Genomic DNA, 26,737 nt, shown 5'->3' with positions numbered 1-26,737 from the left:
CAGTTATTTTATTAAGTCTCCCATATTGTCACCTTCTTAACATAACAATTCTTGTTTAATTGCATTAATAAATTAGAAGCACCATGCAAATTTTGCATGGCATGAAATATTTTCATCTATTCATCTTAATCAAAATAATTTTTTACTTTGTAATGAATACTTCTTTCACTAATACCTAAAATTCTTGCTGCCTTTGCCTTATTGCCATCAACGTAATCTAAGGTATTTATTATAAGCTGTTTTTCTGCTTCTTCTAATTTAGTGCCTAATTTTATTGGTATAATATCTTCGTCATAATAAACTTCATCTAGAGGACTAAGATCTGGAATACAAGTCTCATCAATAAATCCTTTAGAAGAAAAGATGCAAGCTCTATATATTATGTTTTCCAATTCTCTTATATTGCCAATATAATTATGACTTTTAAGCTTTTCTAGAGCTCCCTCTGTAATTTCCTTTATGCTCAAATTATACATAAGATTAGCCTTCTTAATAAAATGTTCTACAAGTAGCGGAATATCTTCTTTTCTTTCGTTTAGTGAAGGTACATATATAGGCACTACATTTAATCTAAAAAACAAGTCCTTTCTAAACCGCCCTTCTTCTACTTCCTTAGAAAGATCTTTATTAGTAGCAGCAATTATTCTAACGTCTATCTTTTTTGAAGACGTTCCTCCTAGTGGAAAAATCTCTCTTTGCTGGAGGGCTCTTAATAGTTTTACCTGGCAGTACGGATTCATTTCTCCAATTTCATCTAAGAAAAGAGTTCCCTTATTGGCTAATTCAAAGCGACCTTTTTTAGATTCATTCGCTCCTGTAAAGGCTCCCTTTTCATACCCAAAGAGTTCACTTTCCACTAAATGTTCTGGAATAGCACCACAGTTTACGGCTACAAAGGGTCTATCTTTTCGAGTTCCATTATAGTGAATTGCCATAGCAACTAGTTCTTTTCCAGTCCCACTTTCTCCTTGTATCAGAACATTTACATCTAAATTTTTTACTCTCTCTACCATTTCGTAAACCTTTTTAACTTTCACTGTTTTTCCTATAATCCCAATATCCTTTTCTTCTTCAAAAGAGTAATTATCCAACATTATTTTTTTATGAATATTTTGATATTGTTCTGCTTTCTTCACTAATTCCCTAAGATCATCTAAGTTTAGAGGTTTCAGTATATAGTCATAGGCTCCTTTCTTTATAGCCTGTATAGAAGATTCTATTGTACCATAAGCAGTCATAATTATAACTACTACATCAGGATAAATTTTTTTTATCCTTTCCAATAAATCTAGCCCAGATATGCTTCCAAACCTTAAATCTAATAAGACCAAGGATGGTCTATTCCCCTTAATCATTTTATTAAATTCATCCATATTATTAGCCATAAAAACTTCATATTCATCTTCAAAGGCATATTTTAATGCATTACATATAGACTTTTCATCATCAATTATAAATAACTTCTTCATCTGTGCTATCCGTCCTTTCTAAAAGGCATTGATCTTCTATATAACCTTCTATGACCAAAACAAACTTGGCTCCTTCTTTATAGTTATAATCCAAGAATATTTCAGCATCATTTTCTTTCGCTAGCTGATCTACTATAGATAATCCTAGTCCATAACCCTCTTCCTTAGTAGTAAAAAAAGGTTCAAATATATTATTTCTAATATTGTTTGGTATTCCTTGTCCATTATCCTTTATTTCAAATATCACCAATCTACCTTCTTCGTATCCACTTATTTCTAGTGTAGGTTCATGAACTTCATTTAAAGCATCTACTGAATTTATTATTAAGTTTAACATAATCTGTTTAAATTGTTGTATATCAAAATAAATCATCATGTCTTTTTTTAAGTTAACAATTAAATTTATATCCTTCTTATTTACATGATTTGCTACTAGCCCTAATATTGAATCCATTTCCTTTTTCGCTGAAAACAATTGCTTTCTTGGAGGCAATGGTTTTGCATAATCTAGCAAATTTTTTATTATATTATCAAGTCTAGATATTTCTTTAGGAATATCTCTAATTAAACTATTTCTAAAATCCTCGTTGTCAATTTTTTCAGGTAGTAGCTTTATATACATATCTATAGAAGTTAAGGGATTTCTTATTTCATGAGCAATACTAGCTGTAAGTCTTCCTACAGTTTCCATCTTGTCCTTCATGGCTAGTTTATTCATTATCTTTTTTTCTTCTGTTACATCTCTAAAAGTAAGAGTAATTTCCTTTATCTCATCATCAGAATTTTTTATAGGTGTAATATTATAGTGTACAATTTTTTCTTCTCCATTATAAACATAGCTTTTTTCTAACTGTATTAACTTGGTTTTATTTCTAATTACATATTCTATATGATTTAAATTAAATAGTTTGGCTAATGAGGATTCTTTTATATTTTGATTTATTAATTCTTCTTCATATTCTCCTATGATATCTTCTACGTTAGAGTTAAGACCTAATATTCTTCCTTCCGTATCTATGGTTATTAAGCCATCAAATAGGCTTTCTATAATCTGAGCTTTAAAGCCAGCCTCTTCTTCAATTTTTTTAGTTCTTATTTCAATTTCTTTCTTTAATATCTTATTGACTCTATAAAATATTATAGCTACAAAGGTTATTATAGTTCCAATAGTAACTATTAATATTAACACTTGCTTTAAAACTTTTAAAGACTTAGGGATACTTTCTCCCAACCAATTTCTTCTTATGATTTCCAATGTTCCCCTTTTTTCTAAAGTTTCTAACCCTTGGTTAAAGGTTTCTATTAGTTCCGTATTTTCTTTTAGTGTTGCTATACTAGAAGGTAAGGTATCTACTTGTTCTCCAATTATTTTAATCTTATTGTTATATTTAGAGTCCATAAGATAATACATACCTGTAAGTCTATTAATAACAGAAGCATCTGTCATCCCATAAGCTAAAAGCAGCATTGCATCTTCTGGAGTTTCTGTAGTAAAAAGGCGAATACCTTCAATATTCTTTAATCTTTCTAAAGCTGGATCATCTTTATAAACAGATACTTTTTTATGTCTGAGATCTTCAATCCCTCTTATCTTATTATTAGAGTGCTTTATAAATATACTAAATTTATTTATAATAAAAGGCTTAGAAAACTTTAAACTTTGGCTTAAATCAGGACTATATTGAAGACCTAAAACTGCATCAATTTTTCCTTCTTTTAATTCTTCTAGTGCTTTATCTTTATCTAAAACTACTATATCTATGGGTATACCCTGTTCAAGAGCTATGGAATACATAACGTCTATATTATATCCTATAAGATTGTTTTTATCTTTTAAGAAACAATAGGGAGGAAGACCTGGAATTGCTCCGATCCTTACGGTTTCTTGCTGGTTTATAGGTAGTTTTTGAATTTTATCTGAATCCATGTTTACACAGATCACCAAAATAAAACTTATTAAAATTATAGATATTATAATCTTTAATAATAGACTTTTATTTTTCATAGGAATCCACCAATCTGATGAGATTTTTCTTTACAACTAGTAATTTTAAGTTTGTTATAATTAAAACTTTTTTCCCTTTTTACATATACATAAAAATAGTCTTTCTTTGTGATCTTTTATATAGGTTTTTCCCGCTGTAAAACACTGAAAATCTTTATCAAATATTATAACTTCTCCTCTTTTTTCTAAAGACGCAATTATTTCCTCATCACTAATCTTAGCATTAGATCTTCCATTTCCTTTGTTAGTCATGTTACTGTAAGAAACTAATATATATTTTGCTTCAATATTATTTATTAAATCATCGAAGGCTTGAGGTGCTCTCATAGTACAATAGCTGCTTTTAATATGACTTCTATCTATCATTTTCTTAGCTACTCCACAGACCTCTGGCTTATTCCATTGAGCTATGTTTTCCAATAGATGATAGGAATCCGAATATTGTCTGGAATTATAAGGGGTATCTATATACACTAAGTCACTAGAGATTGTTCTTACAAGTTTATTCGCATCTTCTCTATAAATTTCATTGTTTTTATTTAACTTATCATTAATGATTGGTATTTGAAGTTTTAAAGGTTGTATTGTATCCATCTTTTTTCTAAAGGCATCGTAGTGGCCACAAGTGTTAGCTGCTTTATCTATGGCATAAATCAAAGAAGTAATTAATATAGCCTTTTCTCTAAAACTTAAACTTGGAGAAATTAACTCTATTTCCTGTCTTATAGCTCCAATCTTCTTTGCATTATCCATTGTAAAATATTTATTTCCAAAATTTCTTGATACATAATTTTCTTTACTACAAGAAATATGATTAAGTTCATTAATTAACTTATTAATTTTTACTGAATCATACTTTTCATCACTAAACCAAGTAATATATGACAAATAATTAGAATATAAGATATCATTAACTATGACTTTAGTATCCACTTTATTAAAGGCATGTCCAACTACACCAGTACCCGCAAATACATCACTAAAAGTTTTCACATGACCACATTGATCTTTAACTACATTTTTTATAAATGGCAATAATTTATACTTACTTCCTAAATATCTTCTATTATTTATATACAGTTCATTAACTTCAAGAAAATTATTGTTTTTATAATCTTTGCTCTTTTTATTTAATATTACATCTTGAATTTCATAAATAGATTCCTCTGTCCATATACGCCACCCTCGCCAATCTCTAGACGGTTCCGAAATTAATCCTTGTTTTATCCAGTTATATAAGGTCTGTCGAGATACATTGAAATGATTCATTATATAAGCCGTTGTATATTTTTCGTAACTTTCTTTCATCTCTTTCCTCCAAATGCATCTAATGCATCTTTTTGATTTTTATTATTATATAATATCATAAGATACTTTTCAATTGGAATTATATTTTTAAAAAAGTATGGCAGTAGAATATTCTACTGCCATACTTTAAAAGGAGATCTATAAATTTAAGCCTTGTTCAAAAGCTTTCACATTAACTTCATGAACTCTATTTGGTAAATTTTCTTTTATTAGCTTAATCCAATCAATATTTTCAATACCCAATGCTTTAACTGTAGTACCAAGCATTACTATGTTCTGTGCTCTAGTTTCCCCTAATTCTTCAGCTATATGTCTTGCATTTATCACTTTTATGTTTTCAATTTTATCGTTTAATTCTTCTATGACTCCCATTGGATATTCTTCTAATCCTGCTAAAACTGGTAAAGGATACATTTCTTCATCATTGACTATTAAAGTACCGCCTTTTTTAAGTTGGGTTATATGTCTAGCAGCTTCAACTTTTTCAAAAGCTACTAATACATCAGCCTCGCCAACATTTATAGAAGGAGAATGTACTTTTTCTCCAAACTTGATTTGGGTAGTAACACTACCCCCCCTTTGAGCCATCCCATGTATCTCCGACATTTTAACATCATATCCTTCATTTACTAACCCTTCTGAAAGGATTCTTGATACAAGTATGGTACCTTGTCCTCCAACACCAACTAAAAGCAAACTTTTAACCACAGAATCACCTACTTTCTCCACAATATTCTATTGCCTTAAATGGACAAACTTGTAGACATACTGTACATCCATTACATAAGGATGTATCTATGCTCACTACATTGTTCTTCAAGGAAATAGCAGGACATCCTATCCTTAAACAAGTTTTGCACTTTCTACATGTTTCTTGATTTACTTCACAATGTAATCCTCTTCTGGCTCTTTGTACATCTTTAATTAAAGCACAAGGTTGTTTAGTTATTATTACAAAAGGTTCTGTAGCTTCTATAGCATCCTTTACGGCTTTGTTGTTTTCTTCCATATTGTAAGGGTCTATCACTCTAATGTTTTCTTCTTTTATTCCAATAGCCTTGACTAGTCCTTCTATATCTACCATCGGTGATTCTACTCCAGATAGCGTTTTCCCTGTACCTGGATTTTCCTGATGTCCTGTCATAGCTGTAATTCTATTATCCAATATAACCATTACCATATTAGTGCCATTATAAACTGCATTAACAAGACCAGTCATTCCTGAGTGAAAGAAGGTTGAATCTCCAACAAACCCAAATACCTTCTTGTCCCTATTAGCCATTGTATTAACCTTATCAAAACCTATACCTGCTGTAATGCCAGCACCCATACATATTACCGTATCTCCAACACCTAAAGGTGGTGCCATACCTAAAGTATAACAGCCTATATCACTGGTTACTACGATTTTATTCTTATATTTACTCACAGCATAGAATATACCTCTATGAGGACATCCAGCACATAGAGCTGGTGGTCTTGATGGTACTTTTAAATCTAAAGAATAAGTTTCTTTCTTATCTTCATTTAACATAGCTTGTCTAATGATTTCTGGACTAATCTCTCCACAAAGAGAGAATATTTCCTTACCAGTACAAGGAATACCCATAGCCTTTACAAAGTTTTCTATATAAGGCTCATTTTCTTCAATAATATATAAACTTTCTACCCCTCCTGCAAACTCTTTTATTAGTTTATCTGGAAGTGGATAACTAAATCCTATTTTTAAATAAGATGCATTATCTCCAAAAACTTCCTTAGCATGATGATAAGATATGCCATTGGTTATAATTCCTATTTTTCTATTTCCCCATTCAATTCTATTTAATGGAGTTGTATTTGAATATTCTCTTAGTTTGGGGATTCTTTCATTTTCTATTTCAATATGTTTTGCCTTTGAATTAGCGGGAACCATTATATACTTTCTTATATCTTTGGTATACTCTTTAACCCCTACTTCTTCCCTTTCACCTAATTCTACTATACCCTTGCTATGACAAACCCTAGTTGTCACCCTAAATATTACTGGAGTATCAAAAGTTTCACTAATTTCAAAAGCGTGTTTTACAAAATCCTTACATTCTTGGCTATCTGATGGCTCTACCATTGCTACCTTAGCATGAGGAGCATAAAGCCTATTATCTTGCTCATTTTGTGAACTATGCATACCTGGTTCGTCAGCAGTTACTATTATTAGTCCACCGTTAACACCTTCATATGCAATAGTAAACATAGGATCAGCAGCTACATTTAAACCCACATGTTTCATAGTTACTAAAGATCTAGCACCAGCTATAGAGGCACCAGCACCTACTTCTAATGCTACCTTCTCGTTAGTGGACCACTCTGAGTATATCTCTTCGTATTTGGAAACGTTTTCAAGGATCTCAGTACTCGGTGTCCCTGGGTAAGCAGTGGCAACTAAACATCCTGCTTCATAGGCACCTCTCGCAATAGCTTCGTTACCTGTTAAAAGCTTTTTCATTAAATCCCTCCTAGCTTATACTCTCATATATCTACTATTATATCAGATATATGAAAAATTTTAAGGAAATATTAAGGATTTTTATAAAAATTTTAATAAAATTTAGATATACTTTTATAAAAATTCATTTTTTCAATGTTGCTTTAAACTGGTATAGTGTTGTAGTTTAACATCTATTTGTCTAAATAGAAATAAAATCCCATTACTATGATTGAATTTAAAACCTTTTTGCTAATGCTTAAAACTAATATGTATATAGAATCTTTTTTATTCGTTTATACTATTTTTAATTGGCTTACTTTCATCTAATCCAGCCAAAGCAAATCCAGTAAATCCATATATTATTGCTACGATTGGATTTATTAGTCCAAGAAAGTGATACCTACCATATTGAAAAGCACTAACTCCCAGAGTTGTTAAATATACTGCTCCACAGGTAGACCATGGTACAAGTCCTGAAGTCAAGGTACCTGCATCTTCTAAAGTTCTCGATAAGTTCTTTGGATGCAAATTTAACTTTTCATATATTGGTTTGTACATTTGCCCAGGAATCACTATTGCCATGTATTGGTCAGCAGCTAAAAAATTCATAGCAATACAAGTTGCAACATTTGCAAATATTATTGAACCTCTACTCTGACAATATCTAAGTATTACTTTAATAATAGTGTCAAGACATCCTATTTTCTTAACTATTCCTCCAAAAGCTAGGGCACAGATCACTAAAGAAATGGTTTCCATCATTTGAAGCATACCACCTCTATTCAAAAGCATATCTACCATTTCATTTCCTGTAGCTATTTCAAACCCATGAAACATAAAAGGTAGTATTTCCTTTAAATGATACCCTTGGGAAAGTGCAAATACTAGTCCAACCATTGTTCCACCAACCATTCCTGGCACCGCTGGAACTTTAAAGGCTATCATTAAAATTACTGATAAGGGTGCGATAAATATTAAAGGAGAAATATTAAAATTTGCATCTATTGCTGACAATATTCCATTTATCTGACCAGTATCTACTACGGTCCCCTTATATCCTAAACCTATAATTCCAAATATTATTATAGATATAATATAACTAGGCACAGTTGTATATAACATATGTCTTACATGATCAAATACATTTACCCCTGCTATTCCTGCCGCTAAATTAGTACTGTCTGATAATGGAGAAAGTTTATCTCCGAAAGAAGAACCTGTCACTACTGCACCTGCTGTTATTGCTGGTGGTATTCCTAGCCCCGCACCTATTCCCATAGCTGCAATCCCCATAGTCCCTGCAGTACTCCATGCACTACCTGTAGATACTGAAACTATTGAGCAAACCATGGGTAATAAAAATAGAAACATACTTGGAGTAAATAGTCTTAGACCATAGAAAATCATCCCTGGTACTATCCCTCCTGCCATCCATACTCCGATTAAACAGCCAACTATCATTATAATAAAGTTTGCTTGCATAACCATTGCATTAGAATCAATCATTGCTTGTTCCATATCTCCCCAAGAGTATCCTAAATATTTTCCTATGAGTGCTGTAATAACACTAGTTAAAATAAGTGCTATCTGTGGTTCTGCATTCAGTACTAGGACACCCAAAAGCATAAAACATATTAAGCAAATAAAAGGCACTAATGCTAAGAGTAAAGAAGGTTTTTTTACTTTGGTAACGTTTTCCATAAATCTTCCACATCCCTTCTTCGATATAACTATATATTACTATGAAGATGTAGAAAACAAAATGAGATTTCGTAATATAATGTTGTTTTTTATACTATGTATGAATTATACAACGAAAAAAGAATAAAGACAGAAATCAAAAGCTAGACTCACAACTTAACTTTTAACTTCCGCCTCATCTTTTATATTCTATTATTATTTAAATAAAGATTTAAATAATCCCTTCTTTTCCTTTTTATCAGTTCTAATTTGTTTAAGAATTTCCTCTTTGACTTCCTTTACTTCTTCATCATTTTTATTGATTTCTAATAACCTATGGCACATTATAAGTGCATCTTCATATAAGCTCTTATCTTGTAAAATCCTAAGTTTTAATAACAGTGCATTATAATTGTTACCATTTAGCTTTAGGGCAATGCTACATGCCTCTTCTGCCTCATCTATCTTCCCTAATCTATAATATGCCCAGCCTTTATTCTGATGAGGGATATCATATTCCTCATCAATTTCTATTGCTCTATTACAATATTCTATACATCTTTCAAACTCATCAATTTTATATAGAGAATGACTTATATCTACATGCCAATCTATTTCATTTGAATCTAACTCAATAGCTTTCTCTAGTGGTTCAATAGCTTCGTCAAACCTTTCCAATTCATTTAAGGAATATCCTAATAAATAATAATACTTTGCTATATTTGGATCATAACTAATAGCCTTCCTATATTGAATAACCGCCTCCTCATAATTTTCCAAATATCTCATTATTGATCCCTTTAAATTATAGAAACTGTCAAGGTGTGGAACATCAGAATTAAATACTTCATCCAATATATCTAAAGCTTCTTCTTCTCGCGATAAATGCATTAAGCTATTAACCTTGTAATAGTAAGCACCTCCATGATTGATATCATGGTCTATTGCAATATTGAAACATTCTATAGCCTCATCATAATCTTCTTTAAAATAATAGCAAAGTCCTTTAGAATAATAGCAATCTACATTATTTTCATCTAATTCTATAGCAAGATCACAGAAGTTAATAGACTCTTCAAATCTTTCCAACATTCTTAAGACCCTAGCCTTTTCATAGTATAATTTACTATCTGTAAGCCCAAAATCACTTGCAGTATTGTAAACTCTTAAAGCTTCATCATATAAGTTGATATCAATAAAGGCTCTCATCTTTATTACATAAACTTCTGTTAAATAAGGGAAAATATTTAAAGCTTGTTCACAAGCATTTAAACAATCCTCATAAAATTCTAATTCTAAAAGAGCCATTGCCTTATTTTTATATCCATGAGCTATATTAGGATCTATCTCTATCGCCATATTAGCACATTCTAAGGCTTCATTATATCTGCCTAAGATATTAAGAAGATATGCTTTATTGTTATACGCTGTAGAATCGTCTTTATTAAAACTTATAATTTTATCATATTGTAAAAGAGCTTCTTCATATTTTCCAAATTCCTCTAAAAGGTCAGCCTTAAGGAAGTTTAATTTATGATCTTCATCAAATAAGTCCAATGCTTTACAAACAGTAGTATAAGCTAACTCCTTATTGTTCAATGTTATTAGCACTTGACAGAATAAACAATACATTTCACTAGTAAAATCATTGTCTTGCATTAGCCCATTTAATATATTATAACTATCTTCTGTTCTAGAGGTTTTAAAATAAGCTTCTGCTAACTTGTACTTTAACTGCTTATCCATAGAGTTCTGTTCCATATACTCTAATAGCTTGTCTATATAAAAATTATAAGCAGAATTTAAAATTATCCTAATATCTGAATTATATGGAGTATATTCCTGTAACTTTTCAAATAACTTTATTGCTTCCTCATATTTCTCTAAAATAATACATGTTTTTCCTAGTGCATATAGAATCCCCTGAGAATCTGGTTTTATATCTAATGCCATTTTATAATCATCGTAAGCCTCTTCTATTTTCCCCACTCTAAAGTATAGATCTCCTCTATAGAAGTAGGCATCTAAATCATCTTTATTATTGTTTATTATATCTGTAAATAATCTTTCTCCTTCTTTAAGTCCTCCTTTAGCTACTAAGTTTCTAGCAATTAGTATTAATAAGTCTGGATGGTTTGGACAAATTTCCTTCGCAGCTTCAATTGATACTTTAGCAGTATATAGATCGTAATCATCTAGGGCACTATAAATTCTATTATATTCTGTAATAAATAAATCTTGTTTATCTTCTTTACATTCCTTTAGCTCTTCATAACGAAATATATTTTTTGTATTAATTTTATATACTATAAAATCAATGAAGTTTGTAGGAAAATCATTATATAGTCTATCCTTCTTAGTGCTCCAAGAAAAGTAGCTATCAAATAATCTCCATATTTCATAGGGAAAATTATAATTATCCATAATAAAAGCTAGTATTCTATCACTTATTTCCTTTGATGTATCTATGTTATAACAAATATCCCTCTCTAATAGTTCTCTCCAACACTCAACACTAAGCCTTTTATCAAAAGATCTATAATTGTCTTCAAAGTCCTTCATAAATTCATCTATAGGAGATAATATCTGTTTAGATTCTTCACTCTCATTTGCTCTTGAAATAGCTTCTTCATAAGCTTCTCTTAATCGTTGAAAACCTTCTGGATCTGTTTCTGGTGAATATTGTGTCAATAATTTAGAATAAGCTTTACGAATTTCCTTCGTATCCTTAGTTTCATCAATATTTAATATTTCAAAACAATCCAATTAAAAGTCCCCCTTGTTATCAATAGTATCAAATATTTCATTAACCCTATTTCTAAATTCTTGTATCTCTTTTAAGTCCTGTCTTTCAAGTACATCTTCAAACTCACTTAAAAGTCTGCTTATTTCTTGTCTAATGGGACCTAAATTTTCCTCGAAAAGCCTTTCTCCTCTTGTTATGGTCAGCTTATTCTCATGATTTTCACGAGGATGAATCTTTAGATGAGATAAACTTTCCATTCTATTTACAATTTCCTCCTTACTCATATACCCGGGATTCTTTTCAATAATGATACTACGTTTTGTACCAGTAGATACTGCTGTTACTTCAACCTCTAATATGCCATTAATATCATAAGTATATCTAATATCAACAGCCTCTTCTCCTGCCTTACCTAATGGAACTGGTATATTCAATTCTCCAAGATATATATTATCCTTGGACAAACGAGATTCTCCTTGTAATATTTCCACATTAATTGTTTTCTGATTATCGTATATTGTATACAAACGTTCAACTTTACTGACAGGTATTGTAGTATTTCTCTCAATAATTGGAAGAAAGTGACCAGATTCATAGTATCCGTAAGATTTTTTTACAGAAATAGTCGTTCCAAGAGTATAAGGACAAACATCTGTAAGTATAATCTCTTTAAAAGCAGAATCTTTCCCCTTTAAAGCAGCTTGTACAGCTGCTCCACGACCAACTACCTCATCAGGATTAATATTTATATAAGCTAATTTTCCAAATAACTTACTTACGAACTGTCTAATTAAAGGTAATTTAGTAGCTCCACCTACTAATAATATAGATTCTATGTCTGAAATCTTTAAAGAAGCATCACTTAATGCTCTTTCCACTGGTTCTCTTAATCTATTTAATAGACCTTTTACAGCCCTCTCATAATTTTCTATACTTATATCATAGGATAATTCTTCTCCATTAATAGGGCAATTGATGGTAACCACTTTATTTTCAGATAAAGCTCTCTTAGCTGCCTCTACTTCCTTTCTTAATAGAGAGTAAGTCTTATCGTCTAAATCCTTCCGATTCAAATTATGGTGTTTTAAAAACAAAGTTTCCAATGCTTCAGTAAAATCTTCTCCACCTAAATAATTATCCCCTGCAACAGCCCGAACTTCCATAATATTGTCAAAAAACTCTAGAATGGAAACATCAAAAGTACCACCGCCTAAATCAAATACTAAAAATTTAGTTTCTGAATTTGTATTATGTAAACCATAAGCCAAAGCTGCTGCTGTTGGTTCAGTAACTAATCTATCTACTTTTAAACCTGCCAGCTCACCTGCTCTTTTAGTAGCTTTTCTTTGGACATCACTAAAATATGCTGGCACACTTATTACAGCTTCTGTAACGGGTATCCCTAAAAAATGTTCTGAGTCTTCTTTTAATGCTTTTAATATAAGGGCAGATAGCTCCTCTGGTAAAAACTCTTTATCTCCAAGTTTATAAACTTTTTTAGTTCCCATATTTCTCTTAAATACAGAAGCACTTAATTCTGGATGAACTACCTGCCTTTCCTTTGCAATTTTACCAATAAGTACTTCACCATTATCATCTATGCTTATTACAGAAGGCGTCAAATGCTCTCCTAGAGAATTTGGAATAATAACCGGTCCATCTTCTGTCCAATACGATACTAAACTATTAGTTGTTCCTAAATCAATTCCTATTTTAATCATAATATACCTCTCAACTGTTTATTAAATAATTTATATAATTATATTATATTACACTAGAATAAATTTACAATAAACTACTATATATTGAGTTTAATAATGAAATTACCACCATATTATTTAAAATTAACATGGTGGTAATTTCATTATATCTTTATATTATAGATATTAATATCCTCTTTTAGTACCCTATTAATTGTCTAACCCATTCTTTAAACATATCGACATCTAAGTCTACTGCTATATCTATATTCTCTTCCTTTTTAGTTGAATTGTAGTAGTCTACTACCGTTTGTCCTGTAGTATAATGGCCTTTTGTTTCTACTGTTACATAATATTTTTCAGTCTTTAAAAGGTCTGGCAATACCAAAGAAGCTACTGCTAATCCATCATGCATTACTGCATCCTCTTGACCAAATAAGTCTGCTCTTTTAAACATATAATCCAATAATTTAACTGTTAATTTTGCATGAGGATTATCTAACATATTAAAATACTCCCTATCTTCTGGAGAAAGTACTGCTTTTTGTGTCACATCTAAGCCTACCATAGTTAAAGGTATTTCTGATTCAAAAACTATCTTAGCTGCCTCTGGGTCTGCATATATATTGAATTCTGCGGCTAAGGTAGTATTGCCTCCTATCATGGCTCCTCCCATGAAAGTTATTCTTTTTATTAAAGGTTTTATATCTGGATACCTAAGTAGACACATAGCCATATTGGTCATAGGTCCTATAGTTACTATTTCCAATTGTCCTTCATACTTTTTAGCCATTTCATAAATAAGGGTACAAGCATCCATTGGATGGAATTCTCTATTAGACTTTTCTAAAACTACATCTCCAAAACCTTTAGTACCATGGCAATCAGCTGTAACTAATTTTCTCATTAAAGGTTTACTTTCTCCTATTGCTACAGGTACATCCCAGTCAATATAGTCTACTAAATTCAAAGTATTTTGACTAGTGTTTTCTAAATAAGTGTTTCCTGCTACGGTAGTTATAGCTACTACATTTAAATCCTTACATCTATGGGCACACAAAAGGGCTATAGCGTCATCTGTCCCCGTATCGCAATCAATTATTACTGGTCTTTCCATTTTCAACCTCCTACTAGTCAATTAAGTTTCCAACTATTTCTTTTTCTGCAAATAATCCTGTACCTCCACCAGTATGATAATACAATACTTTACTTCCCTTTGGTACTAATCCTTTTTCAATATAATTTAATAATCCAGCCACTGCTTTTCCTGTATATACTGGATCAAATAGTATTCCTTCTTTTCTTGCAAAATATTTAATAGCATTGGAAGCTTCTTCTGTAGGAATTTCATATCCTTCTCCAATATAATCATTGTCTATTATAAAATCATCTCTTGTCACAGATAAATCTTGTTTTAATAATTTTAAAGCATCATTTGTTAAAGATACCACTTTATCTTTATATTTTTCTCCTTTAGGGCTGGCAGTAATGCCCACTATTTTTGACTCCCAATTAAGAATTTCCCTACCTGCAAGGATTCCTGCCATAGTTCCACCGCTTCCTGTAGATAAGAATATATAATCAAATTTATCTATTTCTTGTTCTTCCATTTGAGCTGGTAATTCCATAAGTGCTTTAACCAATCCCAAAGCTCCTATAGACGTAGAGCCGCCTATAGGCACATCATAAGCAAAATAACCTTCCTTTTCCAACTCTGCCTTTCTCTTTTCTGCCATTTCATCGCCAATTTTATTTCCATCTTCTTCTGTCATATTACCGGTTAAACTTATAATATTGGTTTCTGCACCAAGGATTTTATTTAAAAATAAATTACTCTTTAAATCTGATTCATCTGGTTCAACCAAAGCCACGAGATATAATATAGGTTTTAATCCTAATATATTGGCTGCTGTAGCAGTTTGCATAGCATGATTTGACTGAGTTGCACCATGAGTAATTACATGAGTCGCTTTCTTCTCTAAAGCGTCCCCCATTAAAAATTCTAGTTTTCTTATTTTATTTCCACCAAATACACTTGGTCCTGTTAAATCATCTCTCTTAAAATAAATTTCTACTCCTAATTCTTCCGAAGCTCGTTTTGCTTTATAAAGAGGCGTTGGAGCAAATCCTAATTTTGCATATGGTATTCCTTCAAATAGCTTAGATAAATCTTTTATATTTTCCATAGCTATTCTTATTCTCCCTTCTTTTTTGGTATTGAACTCTTTCCATTACCATTTGGTTCATCATTAGTTTCAGAACTTTTGATTTCCCAATGAATAACGAAGGTTAATATTACTCTTAAAATAACTACTGCTGAAAGAATAATAAACTCATCTAAAGTCCTTACTATTACTGTCTTAAGTATTTCGGCAGCTAATTTAAACTCTAAGCTGAAAGCCAAAGCTTTAGCTAGCTCCATCTTAATTTCTTCATCGTCAAAATTGAAACCGCCTTTTACAAACTGGTAAAAAGTTTTTATAGAAGCTAAAACGATAATAAATACCCCTACAGTTTCTAGAGATCCAGTAATATAGGGTATTATCCTCTCTAAGAAAATTTCAATTTCCATTATAGTATTCTCCTTATCATTTGTATTATAATATTTTCTCTTTTGTTGTATGATGTTAATAATTTATATAGTTCATCTTATTTATATATTTATATCCTTCATGGACAGTTATAATATTTATACTACCGTTTTCTGCTTTAAACTTAAAAAAGTATTCAGGTCTATCAAATACCCAACTTAAAGCTATTCTAATAATTCCTTCATGGCATATTAGTAATACGTTTTCATTTCTTTCAATTAACTCCTCTAGGAATTCTTTAACTCTAGAATAAGCACCTTCTATACTTTCACCTTGGGGAACTGCATAAGTTACAGGATCCTCATTCCAAAGCTTAGTTTCTTCAGGAAATTCTCTTTCTAAGGTTTCATAGTTTTTGCCTTCAAAGAGACCAAGATCTACTTCTTGTATTCTCTTCTCCTTAATTCCTTCTAATTCAAGAATCTCCATAGTTTCAATAGTCCTATTTAGAGGACTCACATATACCTTTTTAAAATCTAATGTTTCTATATACTTTCTAGTATTTTCGATTTGTATTCTTCCTCTTTGGGACAATTGGACATCTTTTCTACTGAAGTTTTTTAAAGCATTTTCTTCCGTTTCTCCATGACGAACCAAGATTATATCCATTTTAACACCCCCATAAATGCTAATAAAGATGCAATCTCTCCTATTTCTATGGTAGCACCATATACATCTCCTGTAAAACCTCCTATTTTTTTATAAGAGGTATGACTTATAATTTCTCCTATTATGAAAGTGAAAACTAAAGGTATTAAAAATACAGGATTTAAAAAAGCAATAATTGAGACATATACTATCCCTCCCATTATAGCAAACTTCTTTGGTCCACTACTATAAAACATATCTCCAAGACCTCCAGGTCTTGCTACTTCTTTACATGCCATTTTGTGACACACCATAAGTCTGCTATTAGATAGAGAAAGAATTAATATTAAAGGTATATGACTTTTAAAGTTAGATATTAAAATATATTTAAAAAGTATATCTAAAACTACAGCTATTACTCCAAAGGTTCCAATTCTACTATCCTTCATTATTTCCAGTATTCTTTCCTTATTCCTATTGGAAAAGAACCCATCAAAGGTGTCTCCTAATCCGTCTAAATGAAGACCTCCTGTACCAATAATTATTGCTATTACTGCTAAAAAAGATGCTAAATCCTTGTTTATATAGGAAAATAAATAATATGTTAATCCACCTATGCTGCCTAAAATAGCTCCTACTAGAGGAAAAAAGAAAGTACTCCTCGCCAAGTTTTCCTCATTAAAGTCTATGGCTATATTTATAGGTATTCTAGTTAAAAACTGTATAGACAATATTAGCCCTTTTATCATTTAATCTTCACTGGTATACCACAACATACCAAATAAACCTGATCAGATAAAGAAGCTATTCTTTGGTTTATCCTTCCTTGAATATCTCTAAATACTCTACTAATATGATGTTCTGGAACTATGGAATCTCCTACCTCATTAGTTACCATTATAAGATTATAATCTCTTTTATTTACCTCTTCTATAAGGCTTTTTATTTCTTCAATTATACAGTTTTCTACTTCTCTTTGAAGTTCATAATCTATATATTCCTTATCCTGAGTAATATCAAACATTATATTAGAAGTTAGTACTGTTATACAGTCTAGTAAATAATTTTTTTCATCTCCAAGAGCTTGTATTAAATCATAGTTTCCTTCATATGTTCTCCAATACTCGGGTCTACTTTTTTTATGTAGATTTATCCGCTCCATCATTTCCTTATCCATTATTCTAGAGGTTCCAATATAGACTACATCTTCTTTATTTTCAAATATACTTTCTGCAAAAGTACTTTTACCACTTCTAGCACCACCAGTTACTAGGGTTATCATTTTTATCACCTTTTTATTTATTCTCTTATATCTACTAACACTTCACTATTTATTGAAGCTTCCTTAAATGTTCCCATATTATCCATTGTAAATAAAGCAGCTTCTATTACTTGAAAAGCCAATGGACAACCTGAACCTTCTCCTAATCTCATACCTAAATTTAACATAGGTTTCAATCCCAATTGTTCCATCATATATTTTGCTCCTGGTTCGTTAGAAAGATGAGAAGGAATCATATATTCCTTTACCATTGGATTTAACTTTACTGCACAAAGAGCTGCTGCTGAAGAAATAAATCCATCTATTACTATAGGTTTTCTATTTTTCGCCGCTGAAAGGAAGAGTCCACACATTCCAGCTACATCAAAACCGCCTACCTTAGATATTACATCTATTGGATCTTCTTTATTGGGTTTATTTAATTCTAATCCCGTCATTAAGGTTTTTTTCTTAAGACTAAACTGCTCATCAGTAAGACCTGCTCCTTTACCACAAGTTATATCTGGGTCTAGTCCAGAGAAAACACTTAAAATAGCAGCACTAGTAGTAGTATTTCCTATTCCTAATTCTCCAGTTCCCAATATATCGTACCCTTGGCTATACAGTGTATCTCCCACTTCTATACCAATTTCTATAGCCTTAACTGCTTCTTCATAGGTCATAGCTGATTCCTTAGTAAAGTTTTTAGTTCCATATGCGACTTTTCTATTAATTACCTTAGGATGATCTATATCTCCCTTTAATCCAATGTCCAATAAAGTTATATCTGTATTAGTAAATTTAGATAAAGCGGCAAGCCCTGTAATCCCCTTTACCATACTTTCTGTAAGAAGCATTGTAAATACTTGAGGACAAGCACTTACTCCTTCTTCTGCTACGCCATTATCAGCACACATTACTACTATAGCTTTCCTGTTGATTTTGTTGTGGACTTCACCAGTCATTCCAGCTATTTTAATAGTGATTTCTTCTAAAGAACCAAGACTACCTATAGGTTTAACAAGGTTGTCCCAAACCTCTTTGGCTTTTATCTTTGATTCTTCATTAGGGGAAGCTATTGCTTTAAGTGTTTTGTTTAATAATTCCATTCCATCACCTTCTTATTTTATTCTCTACTCATATTATATTATCAGAAAACCATAAGTTTTTAAACAAAGGCTTATATGAGTTATAAAAAAACAGAGAGAAAAAAAATTCCCTCTGTTTTTTACATACATAATATATACTAGATTATTCCTATACTAGCCAAAAATACTATAATTATAGCTAAAGGAGAAATATATCTTGTTATAAAGTAATAGGTACCTTGATAACTGGATTTAAGAATTCCTTCATTAGTAATCTGATTTTCAATAATACTCTTATCTAATTTCCAACCAACAAATAATATAGTAATTAAAGATCCAATGGTCATAAAATAATTTGCAGTTAATTTATCTAAGAAATTTAAGAATGTATTTTCAAATATTAATATATGAGATAAAGGCCCATTAGATAAAGCTGCAAATATACCTACTATTCCAATTAAAATAGTGGTAATAATAGATGCCTTCTTTCTACTTATATTAAACCTTTCCATTGCATAGGCAACTACTGCTTCCAACATAGATATGGTACTAGTTACAGCCGCTAGTGCTAATAATACAAAAAATAATACTGAAAATATATAACCTCCTGGTATCTTTGGAAATACATTTGGTAGAGTTATAAACACTAACCCTGGACCACTATTGGGTTGAATCCCAAAAGCAAATACTACAGGAAATATAGCCACTCCAGCCAAAATAGCTATTAAAGTGTCAGCAATGCCAATTTTTAAAGCAGAAGTACCTAAGTTTTCATTCTTCTTAATATATGAGCCATAGGTAATCATAGTTCCTGCTCCTAAACTTAAAGAAAAGAAAGAATGTCCTAAAGCATCTAATATTACCTTCCCATTAACTTTAGAAAAATCTGGCTTAAATAAAAACTTCATTCCTTCTGAAGCTCCTGGTAAAGTTAAAGCTCTTATATCTAAAATAATTATTATTCCAACTAAAGCAGGTACTAATATGCTAGAATACTTTTCAATGCCTTTTTCTATTCCAGTAGCTACTATATAGCAAGTTATTGTTAAAATAAGTAATTGCCATGCTATAGATTTTACAGGGTTTGTTATAAAAGATGTAAACATACTTTCTATTTCTACAGGGCTTTTTCCGACAAATTGATTAGTTATTGCCTTAAACACGTATTCTAAAGTCCATCCAGCAATAACACTATAAAAAGATAATATTAAGAAAGCCGACATTACCCCTAAGACCCCACTTAGATACCATTTAGTATTAGGAGCTACCTTTTTATAAGAACCTATAGCGTTAAGCTTTCCCTCTCTACCAACTATAAATTCTGATAGTAAAACAGGTAATCCTATAATAGCTACACATAAAAGATAGACTAATATAAATGCTGCCCCACCATTTTCACCTACAATGTAGGGAAATCTCCATATATTTCCTAATCCTACAGCAGAACCAACAGCAGCAGCAAAAACTCCAAAGCTAGTTTTGAAACTTTCTCTTTTTTCCATCAAACTCCCTCCTTTTAAAAAGAAGTCTGGGCTATGCCCAGACTCTTTATATCAAACCTACTTCTGTTAAGAATACAAAGATTATACCTATTGGTGCAACAAACTTTAATAGAAAATAGAAAGCCTTTATATAGTCTACCTGAAAAGCACCTTGATTGGTTAATTGATTTTTTATTACTTCCTTATCTAATTTCCAAGCAAAGAATATACTACTTAAAAATGCTCCCGTAGTCAAGAAATAATTAGCAGTTAAATAGTCTATAAAATCAAATATGTTCTTTCCAAATATTTGAATATAAGACAAATTACCGTTTGATAAAGAAGCAACCATACCAATTAAAGTTATCAATGTAGCAGAAATTAATGTAGCTTTCTTTCTTTCCATCTTAAATGTTTCAATTATATAAGCTACTACTACTTCTAGCAGAGAAATAGTACTAGTTAAGGCTGCTAATGCTAAAAGCAAAAAGAACATTATTGAAAAGAAATATCCTCCTGGCATTTGGGCAAATACGTTTGGCAAAGTTATAAATACCAAACCCGGTCCTGAATCAGGAGCTATGCCAAAGGCAAATACTGCAGGAAATATAGCTACTCCTGCTAGCAGTGCTATTAAAGTATCTGCTATAGATACCTTTAAAGCAGTTTTCCCCAGTTTTTCTTCCTTAGGTATATATGAACCATAGGTAATCATAATTCCCATACCTAAGCTTAGGGAGAAAAAGGCATGACCTAAAGCTGCCAAAATTACCTTTCCATTTATTTTAGAAAAATCTGGTTTAAATAAGAATTCAATTCCTGCCATTCCTCCAGGTAATGTAAGGGCTCTAATATCAAGAATAATAATGATTAATAATAGCAAAGGTATCATCAATTTTGAAAACTTTTCAATTCCCTTTTCAACACCTGTAGCCACAATGATTGCTGTAATACTCATAAATACAACTTGCCAAATAATGGGCTTAATAGGACTTGAAATAAAACTAGTAAAAAATCCTCCAATTTCTGCAGCACTCTTTCCAGCAAACTGATTACCAGCTGCACTAACGATATATTCTAAAGTCCAACCTGCAATAACACCGTAAAAAGAAAGTATAAAAAAAGCTGCCAATACTCCTAGCACTCCAGATATATACCACTTTTTGCCCGGGGCTAAATACTTAAAAGAACCTATAGCATCTTTCTTTCCTTCTCTACCAATTACAAATTCAGCTAGCATAACGGGCAGTCCTATAGCTACAACACAAAATAAATAAATAATTAAGAAAGCTCCTCCTCCGTTAACACCAGTAATGTAAGGGAATCTCCAGATATTCCCTAATCCTACAGCTGACCCTACAGCAGCTGCCAACAAACCAAAGCTGCTCTTAAAGCTTTCTCTTCCCTTGGTTTCTCCAAGAGAATTTCCATTGTTGTTGGTCATTCCTATTCCTCCTTTACTTTTTTATTATTACAAATATAACGTCTTTTCAATACTTTGTCAAGGAATTTTCTGAATAATTAAATAATTGTCAATTGTATTTCAATAATATGCCATTCTTGCGATAATTATGTTATAAGTATACGTTTTCACCTATTTTTTTCGTAAGGTTGTCTAATTTCTTGCAATATATATCGTTAAAATATTGACAATAAATGTTTTACTTTTATAAAGAATACCTAGTGTTATCCTCAGTTTTACAAGTTTATCTTTAAAAGTGGCTTCCTCAAAAAAGATAACACTGTGGGAAACCACAGTGTTATCTTTTTTGTTCTTCATTCTTGGCGGAGAGAGTGGGATTTGAACCCACGGTACAGCTTACACTGTACAACGGTTTTCGAGACCGCCACCTTCAACCTCTCGGACATCTCTCCAAGTTTATTGAATTTTTAATGTTGGTAAAATAGCACCTTAAAACTAAATTCCAATTCCTTCATTCTACCTTATAGATAGACATCCCTCTATTTTACTCTCATATTATAACATAAAACTACTCTTACATATACTATAATAATAAGAATGTTCAATTTATTTAAGTTTTTGAAATTATAAAACACTCCTTTGCTATTTTTTATTTCTAAGCTCTTTAAAAAAGTCTCTCATAAGATTGCTACATTCTTCTTCTAAAATTCCAAAGATAACTTCTAACCTATGATTAAATTTAGGATGATTAGTTAAATCCTCTACAGTACCACAGCAGCCCATCTTTAAATCTCTTGTTCCTATAATCAATTTATCTATTCTAGAATTAACTATAGCTCCAGCACACATTGGACAAGGTTCTAATGTTACATACATAGTACAGTCTATTAGCCTCCATCCTCCCAAATACTCACTTGCTTCTTTAATAGCCAATATTTCTGCATGAGCAGTAGGATCTTTTAGAGTTTCTCTTTTATTATATCCTCTTCCTATAATCTTGTTTTTGTGAACAATTATAGCACCTACCGGTACTTCGTAGGTGCTATAAGCCTTTTTAGCTTCTTCTAAAGCAACTTTCATATATTTCTCGTCCATATCAATCACCAAAATGGTGCACCCGAGAGGAATCGAACCCCCGACACACGCCTTAGGAGGGCGCCGCTCTATCCTACTGAGCTACGGATGCATAAATTTTATACTAATATATTTTACACCATTTTAGGAAAATTGTCAATTTGACTAAGGGGACAAATAGCAAAACAGACATTCCCATCATATATAATTGAATATATAGAAAATTATACTTTCTAATATCCTTAGGGTAGTTTTCTATATATTATTTACCATATATATGTATTAGATAATGTTAATTCTAATATCTTTTTGCCATGCCAACAGACTTTGGTGCCGAATAATCAAATCCAAACTTTTTATATAATCTATCAGCTGGAACATCGGCAATTAAGCTTACATAAGAATCTTTTGATGCATGATCATCTAGATATTTAGTTATTTCTGACATAATTAAATTACCTAATCCATTGCCCTGATAAGAAGGGGCTACAGCGATATCCACTATATGATAAAAGCATCCGCCATCTCCTATGATTCTTCCCATACCAATTAATTTACCAGAATCCCTCAAACTAATCATAAAAATAGAATTTTTTAATCCTATTTCTGATGCTGCTTCATCCTTAGGGCTCAACCCTGAAATTATCCTTAAATTATTATATTCTTCTGCATTTGGAATTTCATATGAAATATCTATATTCAAGTTAAGTCCCCTCCCCTTTCTTCTTTTGCTTTCATATTAAACTATAAGTATTAATCTATAGAAATGAAAGTGATACGCCCTAAAAATTTATATGAGTTTGCCCTAGATGATGAATCTTTAAGAAAATATTCCTTTAATTTTCAAAAATATATTTTCAATAAACCTGCCTAGCAAGATAAAGGGATTAGCCCTCTTCACCTTTTCTTTTACTATAACTTCTTCTTCCCTTATAATTTCTCCATCCTTATATACCGTCACTTTACCTATAGTACGATCCTTTTTAATAGGAGGTTTCAATTTATCATTTAATGATAAACTAACTTCTATATTTTCATCATTTTTTATAAGCTTTGTAAAACCTTGCTTAGGGTATATTTCTATTTCTTTAGGATTTCCTTTAGGAAAAATTAAAGTATCTAAAGGTATATCTTCATCTAAAATTATTCTGTTTGAGTAGTTGTCTAATCCATATTGGACCAATGTCTTTCCTAGTTCTTTTCTTTCATCAAAACCTTTAGTTCCCATTACTATACCTATAAACCTAGAATCCTTAGTTTCCTTTTCTTTTCCTTTAACTCCGAAAGTAGATACATAACAGTATCCGGCTTTATTAGTAAAACCAGTTTTCAAACCGTCTACTCCCTCTATTTCTGCAAGAAGTGGGTTAGTATTCCCTTCAACATAATTTCTGCTTTCCATTTCTATAAAAGGTAATTTAGATATCTCTAATATTTCTGGATACTTGTCTATAATGTGCTGGGATAATATAAAAATTTCTCTAGTAGTCATTACATTTTGTATATCCAAATCCTTTACAGGTAACCCTGTGCAGTTAAAAAATATAGCATTTTCAAGGTTTAGTTCTCTGGCTTTGTTATTCATTAGTTTTACAAAAGCTTCCTCTGTGCCAGCAACTTTCTTAGCTAAAGCATATGTAGCATCATTGGCAGAAACCACCATGGCGGCTTCTATTAACTCCCTTATAGAAAAGACTTCTCCTACTTCTACTTTTAAACTAGACCCCTTTATACTTGCAATATCTTCATCTATAAAAACTCGATCTTCTAAAAGTATATTTCCCTTAGTGACTTCATCCATTATTACTAAATAAGACATTAATTTAGTAATACTAGCAATTTCTATAGGCTTATCTATATTAAATCCTTCTAAAATTTCTCCCGTTTCACAATCCCCTAATAAATAAGCTGTAAGTTCTCCTTCTATCCCTATACTTCCGAAGGCTACATTGTTCATAGAAATAAACATTATTAAAATTATTGTTATTATCCTTCTTAAAATATTCTTTTTTTCCACTTCCAGTCCCCCTAATAATTCTTACAAATTTCTATTTAAATATCTCAAGTTTAATTATATCCTATTCTATTTACTAATTTATTAATTATTTCTTAAGATGCTTAGATACTTAATATTAAAGGATAGCCACATAGTTGTTATACAAAGTTACTATAGACTATTGTTCTCTTCTTATTGGATATCTTATTTAATAGATAATAAAATATAAGTGGAGGGTATATGTTCCCCCCACTTTATTTTCCACCCAATAGCCACCTATCTACCTTTTCTTTAAAGGAATCCTTAGTGACATTCTCACATATTTTTATAAAATCCTCTGTTGTTGCATTATAAAATTTATAGGTATGAAAATATTTATTTAATATATCATAGAGGGTTTCTTCTCCATATTCTTCTTTGATTTCATTTATAAATATAGCTCCCTTTGTATAAACTAGTATACCGTAATCATCCCAGCCAGTAAATTCATTTAAAGGTTTTTTAACTACTCCATTTTCTCCCAAATATTTAACTCCGTGATCATAACCTATCTTAATATTTTGATTATAATACTCTTCTCCTTCTTTTTCACCATATACTTCCTTTGTATAAATTACTTCCGAATAAGTAGCCAAAGATTCATCTAACCATGCCTCATCTACTTGATTATTCCCTACTAGGCCATACCACCACTGATGAGCTGTTTCATGAACTATTATTTTTTCCAATATACTCTTTAAGGAATTATAGAAATAATCATCTCCAATAAAGACTAATCCTGGATACTCCATGCCAGAAGGAAATTCAGTTATTACTATGGAATATTGACTATAGGGATATTTACCAAATAGTCTACTAAACAAACTAATAGATTCTTCTCCTACATTAAGGCTATATTCTATCATAGAATCATTATCTTTTAAAGTATATAGTCTTATTAATGTGTCTCCAACCTTTCTTTCATTAACAATGAAATCTTTACTAGCAGCCCAAGCAAAATCTCTTAAAAGCTTTCCTTCAATAATATAAGTCTTCTTATCCCCTTCTATTTTTTCTGAAAGAATATTTCCACTAGCAGCTACAACCACTTCTTTAGGTGTTGTAATATTTACCTTATAATTGCTTATATCACTATAGAAGGGATCTCCTATACTATAGTAAGGATCTAAATTCCATCCTTTTTTATCATAGACACAAACTATAGGATACCAGTTTCCAAAGTTAATCGCTTTTTCTCCATAACCAAAACGATCCTTACTAGTAGGCAGATATACTTTATATTTAAAATAAATAGTAGCCTTTTCCCCCTTTTTTAAAGGTTTATTTAATTGTATATGCAATATAGTGTCATCTTGCCCTTGTATATTAAATCTCAAATTATCTTTATCCATTAAAACTTTTTCTAGATCCATATATCCAGGTTCATATTCCAATGGTTCCATACCTTCTCCTTGGTTAAATAGTATAGGAGCTTTGTCTAAAGACTTGAAAGCATTTGGATATACATGAAAATATATTTCTTTTAAATCTATGCCAGTATTATTTACATAAGTTACCCATTGCTTTCCAGTATAAGATTTTTCCTCTTCATTTAATTCTACTTCTATTTTATATTCGTTTATCTTGTTTATATCTATCCCATTGTAATCTTTTAGCATTAAATTGTCTTCACTTAAAGCTTTCCCTTTTTTACATCCTGCTAAAGATAATATAAGAACAAATATTAATATTAAACAAAGTTTTCTCTTTATTTTCAAAACTTCACCCCCACTAATTATTTTATATATTAATATTCCTAATATTCTACTTAAATATTAAAATTCCTTTAGAACACAAAAAAGATTGAGTATTTTACCCAAT

The 26,737-nt window shown here is 31.0% G+C and carries 21 protein-coding genes and 2 tRNA genes; all 23 read right to left on the bottom strand.

The window, feature by feature from the left end:
• Positions 1–125: 125 nt before the first annotated feature.
• The 23 genes from KQI42_RS15315 to KQI42_RS15205 all read right to left on the bottom strand — a co-directional run bounded on the left by KQI42_RS15315 (position 126) and on the right by KQI42_RS15205 (position 26,634).
• A complete protein-coding gene (locus KQI42_RS15315) occupies positions 126–1,469 on the bottom strand; it encodes a sigma-54-dependent transcriptional regulator (RefSeq protein ID WP_216521093.1) in 1,344 nt (447 codons plus the stop codon).
• The gene (locus KQI42_RS15310; RefSeq protein WP_216521092.1) at positions 1,447–3,474 is read right to left on the bottom strand and encodes a transporter substrate-binding domain-containing protein; all 2,028 of its coding nucleotides are present in this window, start codon (positions 3,472–3,474) and stop codon (positions 1,447–1,449) included. The genes KQI42_RS15315 and KQI42_RS15310 overlap by 23 nt, the downstream gene beginning before the upstream one ends.
• Positions 3,475–3,534: 60 nt before the next feature.
• Positions 3,535–4,782, bottom strand: a complete 1,248-nt coding sequence (locus KQI42_RS15305) for a DNA adenine methylase (protein WP_216521091.1) — start codon at positions 4,780–4,782, stop codon at positions 3,535–3,537.
• 138 nt (positions 4,783–4,920) lie between these two features.
• Positions 4,921–5,490, bottom strand: coding sequence for an indolepyruvate oxidoreductase subunit beta (locus tag KQI42_RS15300; RefSeq protein WP_216521090.1), 570 nt, complete (start codon positions 5,488–5,490; stop codon positions 4,921–4,923).
• Between the two features lie 4 nt (positions 5,491–5,494).
• Positions 5,495–7,267, bottom strand: a complete 1,773-nt coding sequence (gene iorA / locus KQI42_RS15295; RefSeq protein ID WP_216521089.1) for an indolepyruvate ferredoxin oxidoreductase subunit alpha — start codon at positions 7,265–7,267, stop codon at positions 5,495–5,497.
• A 267-nt stretch (positions 7,268–7,534) separates the two neighbouring features.
• Entirely contained in the window at positions 7,535–8,950 is a 1,416-nt protein-coding gene (gene nhaC, locus KQI42_RS15290; RefSeq protein WP_216521088.1) for a Na+/H+ antiporter NhaC, read from the bottom strand.
• A gap of 195 nt (positions 8,951–9,145) precedes the next feature.
• The gene (locus tag KQI42_RS15285) at positions 9,146–11,695 is read right to left on the bottom strand and encodes a J domain-containing protein (RefSeq protein ID WP_216521087.1); all 2,550 of its coding nucleotides are present in this window, start codon (positions 11,693–11,695) and stop codon (positions 9,146–9,148) included.
• Positions 11,696–13,396: a molecular chaperone HscC gene (locus KQI42_RS15280; protein ID WP_216521086.1), complete on the bottom strand. Its 1,701-nt coding sequence runs from the start codon at positions 13,394–13,396 to the stop codon at positions 11,696–11,698.
• Positions 13,397–13,574: 178 nt separating this feature from the next.
• Entirely contained in the window at positions 13,575–14,492 is a 918-nt protein-coding gene (locus KQI42_RS15275; protein ID WP_216521085.1) for a nucleoside hydrolase, read from the bottom strand.
• Positions 14,493–14,505: 13 nt separating this feature from the next.
• Positions 14,506–15,561: a 1-aminocyclopropane-1-carboxylate deaminase/D-cysteine desulfhydrase gene (locus KQI42_RS15270; RefSeq protein WP_216521084.1), complete on the bottom strand. Its 1,056-nt coding sequence runs from the start codon at positions 15,559–15,561 to the stop codon at positions 14,506–14,508.
• A gap of 8 nt (positions 15,562–15,569) precedes the next feature.
• Entirely contained in the window at positions 15,570–15,947 is a 378-nt protein-coding gene (locus KQI42_RS15265; RefSeq protein WP_216521083.1) for a DUF1622 domain-containing protein, read from the bottom strand.
• Between the two features lie 55 nt (positions 15,948–16,002).
• On the bottom strand, positions 16,003–16,575 hold the full coding sequence (locus KQI42_RS15260; protein WP_216521082.1) for a histidine phosphatase family protein: 573 nt from the start codon (positions 16,573–16,575) through the stop codon (positions 16,003–16,005).
• Positions 16,566–17,285, bottom strand: coding sequence for an adenosylcobinamide-GDP ribazoletransferase (gene cobS, locus KQI42_RS15255; protein WP_216521081.1), 720 nt, complete (start codon positions 17,283–17,285; stop codon positions 16,566–16,568). The genes KQI42_RS15260 and cobS overlap by 10 nt, the downstream gene beginning before the upstream one ends.
• A 14-nt stretch (positions 17,286–17,299) precedes the next feature.
• Positions 17,300–17,836 carry a bifunctional adenosylcobinamide kinase/adenosylcobinamide-phosphate guanylyltransferase gene (gene cobU / locus KQI42_RS15250; RefSeq protein ID WP_216521080.1) on the bottom strand — a complete coding sequence of 179 codons (537 nt, stop codon included), beginning with the start codon at positions 17,834–17,836 and terminating at the stop codon, positions 17,300–17,302.
• A 17-nt stretch (positions 17,837–17,853) separates the two neighbouring features.
• Positions 17,854–18,924 carry a nicotinate-nucleotide--dimethylbenzimidazole phosphoribosyltransferase gene (cobT, locus tag KQI42_RS15245; protein WP_216521079.1) on the bottom strand — a complete coding sequence of 357 codons (1,071 nt, stop codon included), beginning with the start codon at positions 18,922–18,924 and terminating at the stop codon, positions 17,854–17,856.
• Between the two features lie 137 nt (positions 18,925–19,061).
• Entirely contained in the window at positions 19,062–20,405 is a 1,344-nt protein-coding gene (locus KQI42_RS15240; protein ID WP_216521078.1) for a sodium-dependent transporter, read from the bottom strand.
• Between the two features lie 46 nt (positions 20,406–20,451).
• Positions 20,452–21,828, bottom strand: coding sequence for a sodium-dependent transporter (locus tag KQI42_RS15235; protein WP_216521077.1), 1,377 nt, complete (start codon positions 21,826–21,828; stop codon positions 20,452–20,454).
• A gap of 339 nt (positions 21,829–22,167) precedes the next feature.
• Positions 22,168–22,259: transfer RNA gene (locus KQI42_RS15230), tRNA-Ser, on the bottom strand.
• A gap of 190 nt (positions 22,260–22,449) precedes the next feature.
• The gene (gene tadA, locus KQI42_RS15225; protein ID WP_425519788.1) at positions 22,450–22,911 is read right to left on the bottom strand and encodes a tRNA adenosine(34) deaminase TadA; all 462 of its coding nucleotides are present in this window, start codon (positions 22,909–22,911) and stop codon (positions 22,450–22,452) included.
• Between the two features lie 5 nt (positions 22,912–22,916).
• Positions 22,917–22,993: transfer RNA gene (locus KQI42_RS15220), tRNA-Arg, on the bottom strand.
• Between the two features lie 186 nt (positions 22,994–23,179).
• On the bottom strand, positions 23,180–23,584 hold the full coding sequence (locus KQI42_RS15215) for a GNAT family N-acetyltransferase (RefSeq protein ID WP_216521076.1): 405 nt from the start codon (positions 23,582–23,584) through the stop codon (positions 23,180–23,182).
• A 117-nt stretch (positions 23,585–23,701) separates the two neighbouring features.
• Positions 23,702–24,898, bottom strand: coding sequence for a D-alanyl-D-alanine carboxypeptidase family protein (locus KQI42_RS15210; protein ID WP_216521075.1), 1,197 nt, complete (start codon positions 24,896–24,898; stop codon positions 23,702–23,704).
• A gap of 233 nt (positions 24,899–25,131) precedes the next feature.
• A complete protein-coding gene (locus KQI42_RS15205; RefSeq protein WP_216521074.1) occupies positions 25,132–26,634 on the bottom strand; it encodes a M1 family metallopeptidase in 1,503 nt (500 codons plus the stop codon).
• Positions 26,635–26,737 lie beyond the last annotated feature (103 nt).

Origin of the sequence: Tissierella simiarum, assembly GCF_018917865.1 — a bacterium.
GTDB classification, from domain to species: Bacteria; Bacillota; Clostridia; order Tissierellales; family Tissierellaceae; genus Tissierella_C; species Tissierella_C simiarum.
Note: the sequence above shows the minus strand (reverse complement) of the source record. Positions and strands in the feature narration are given on the sequence as shown.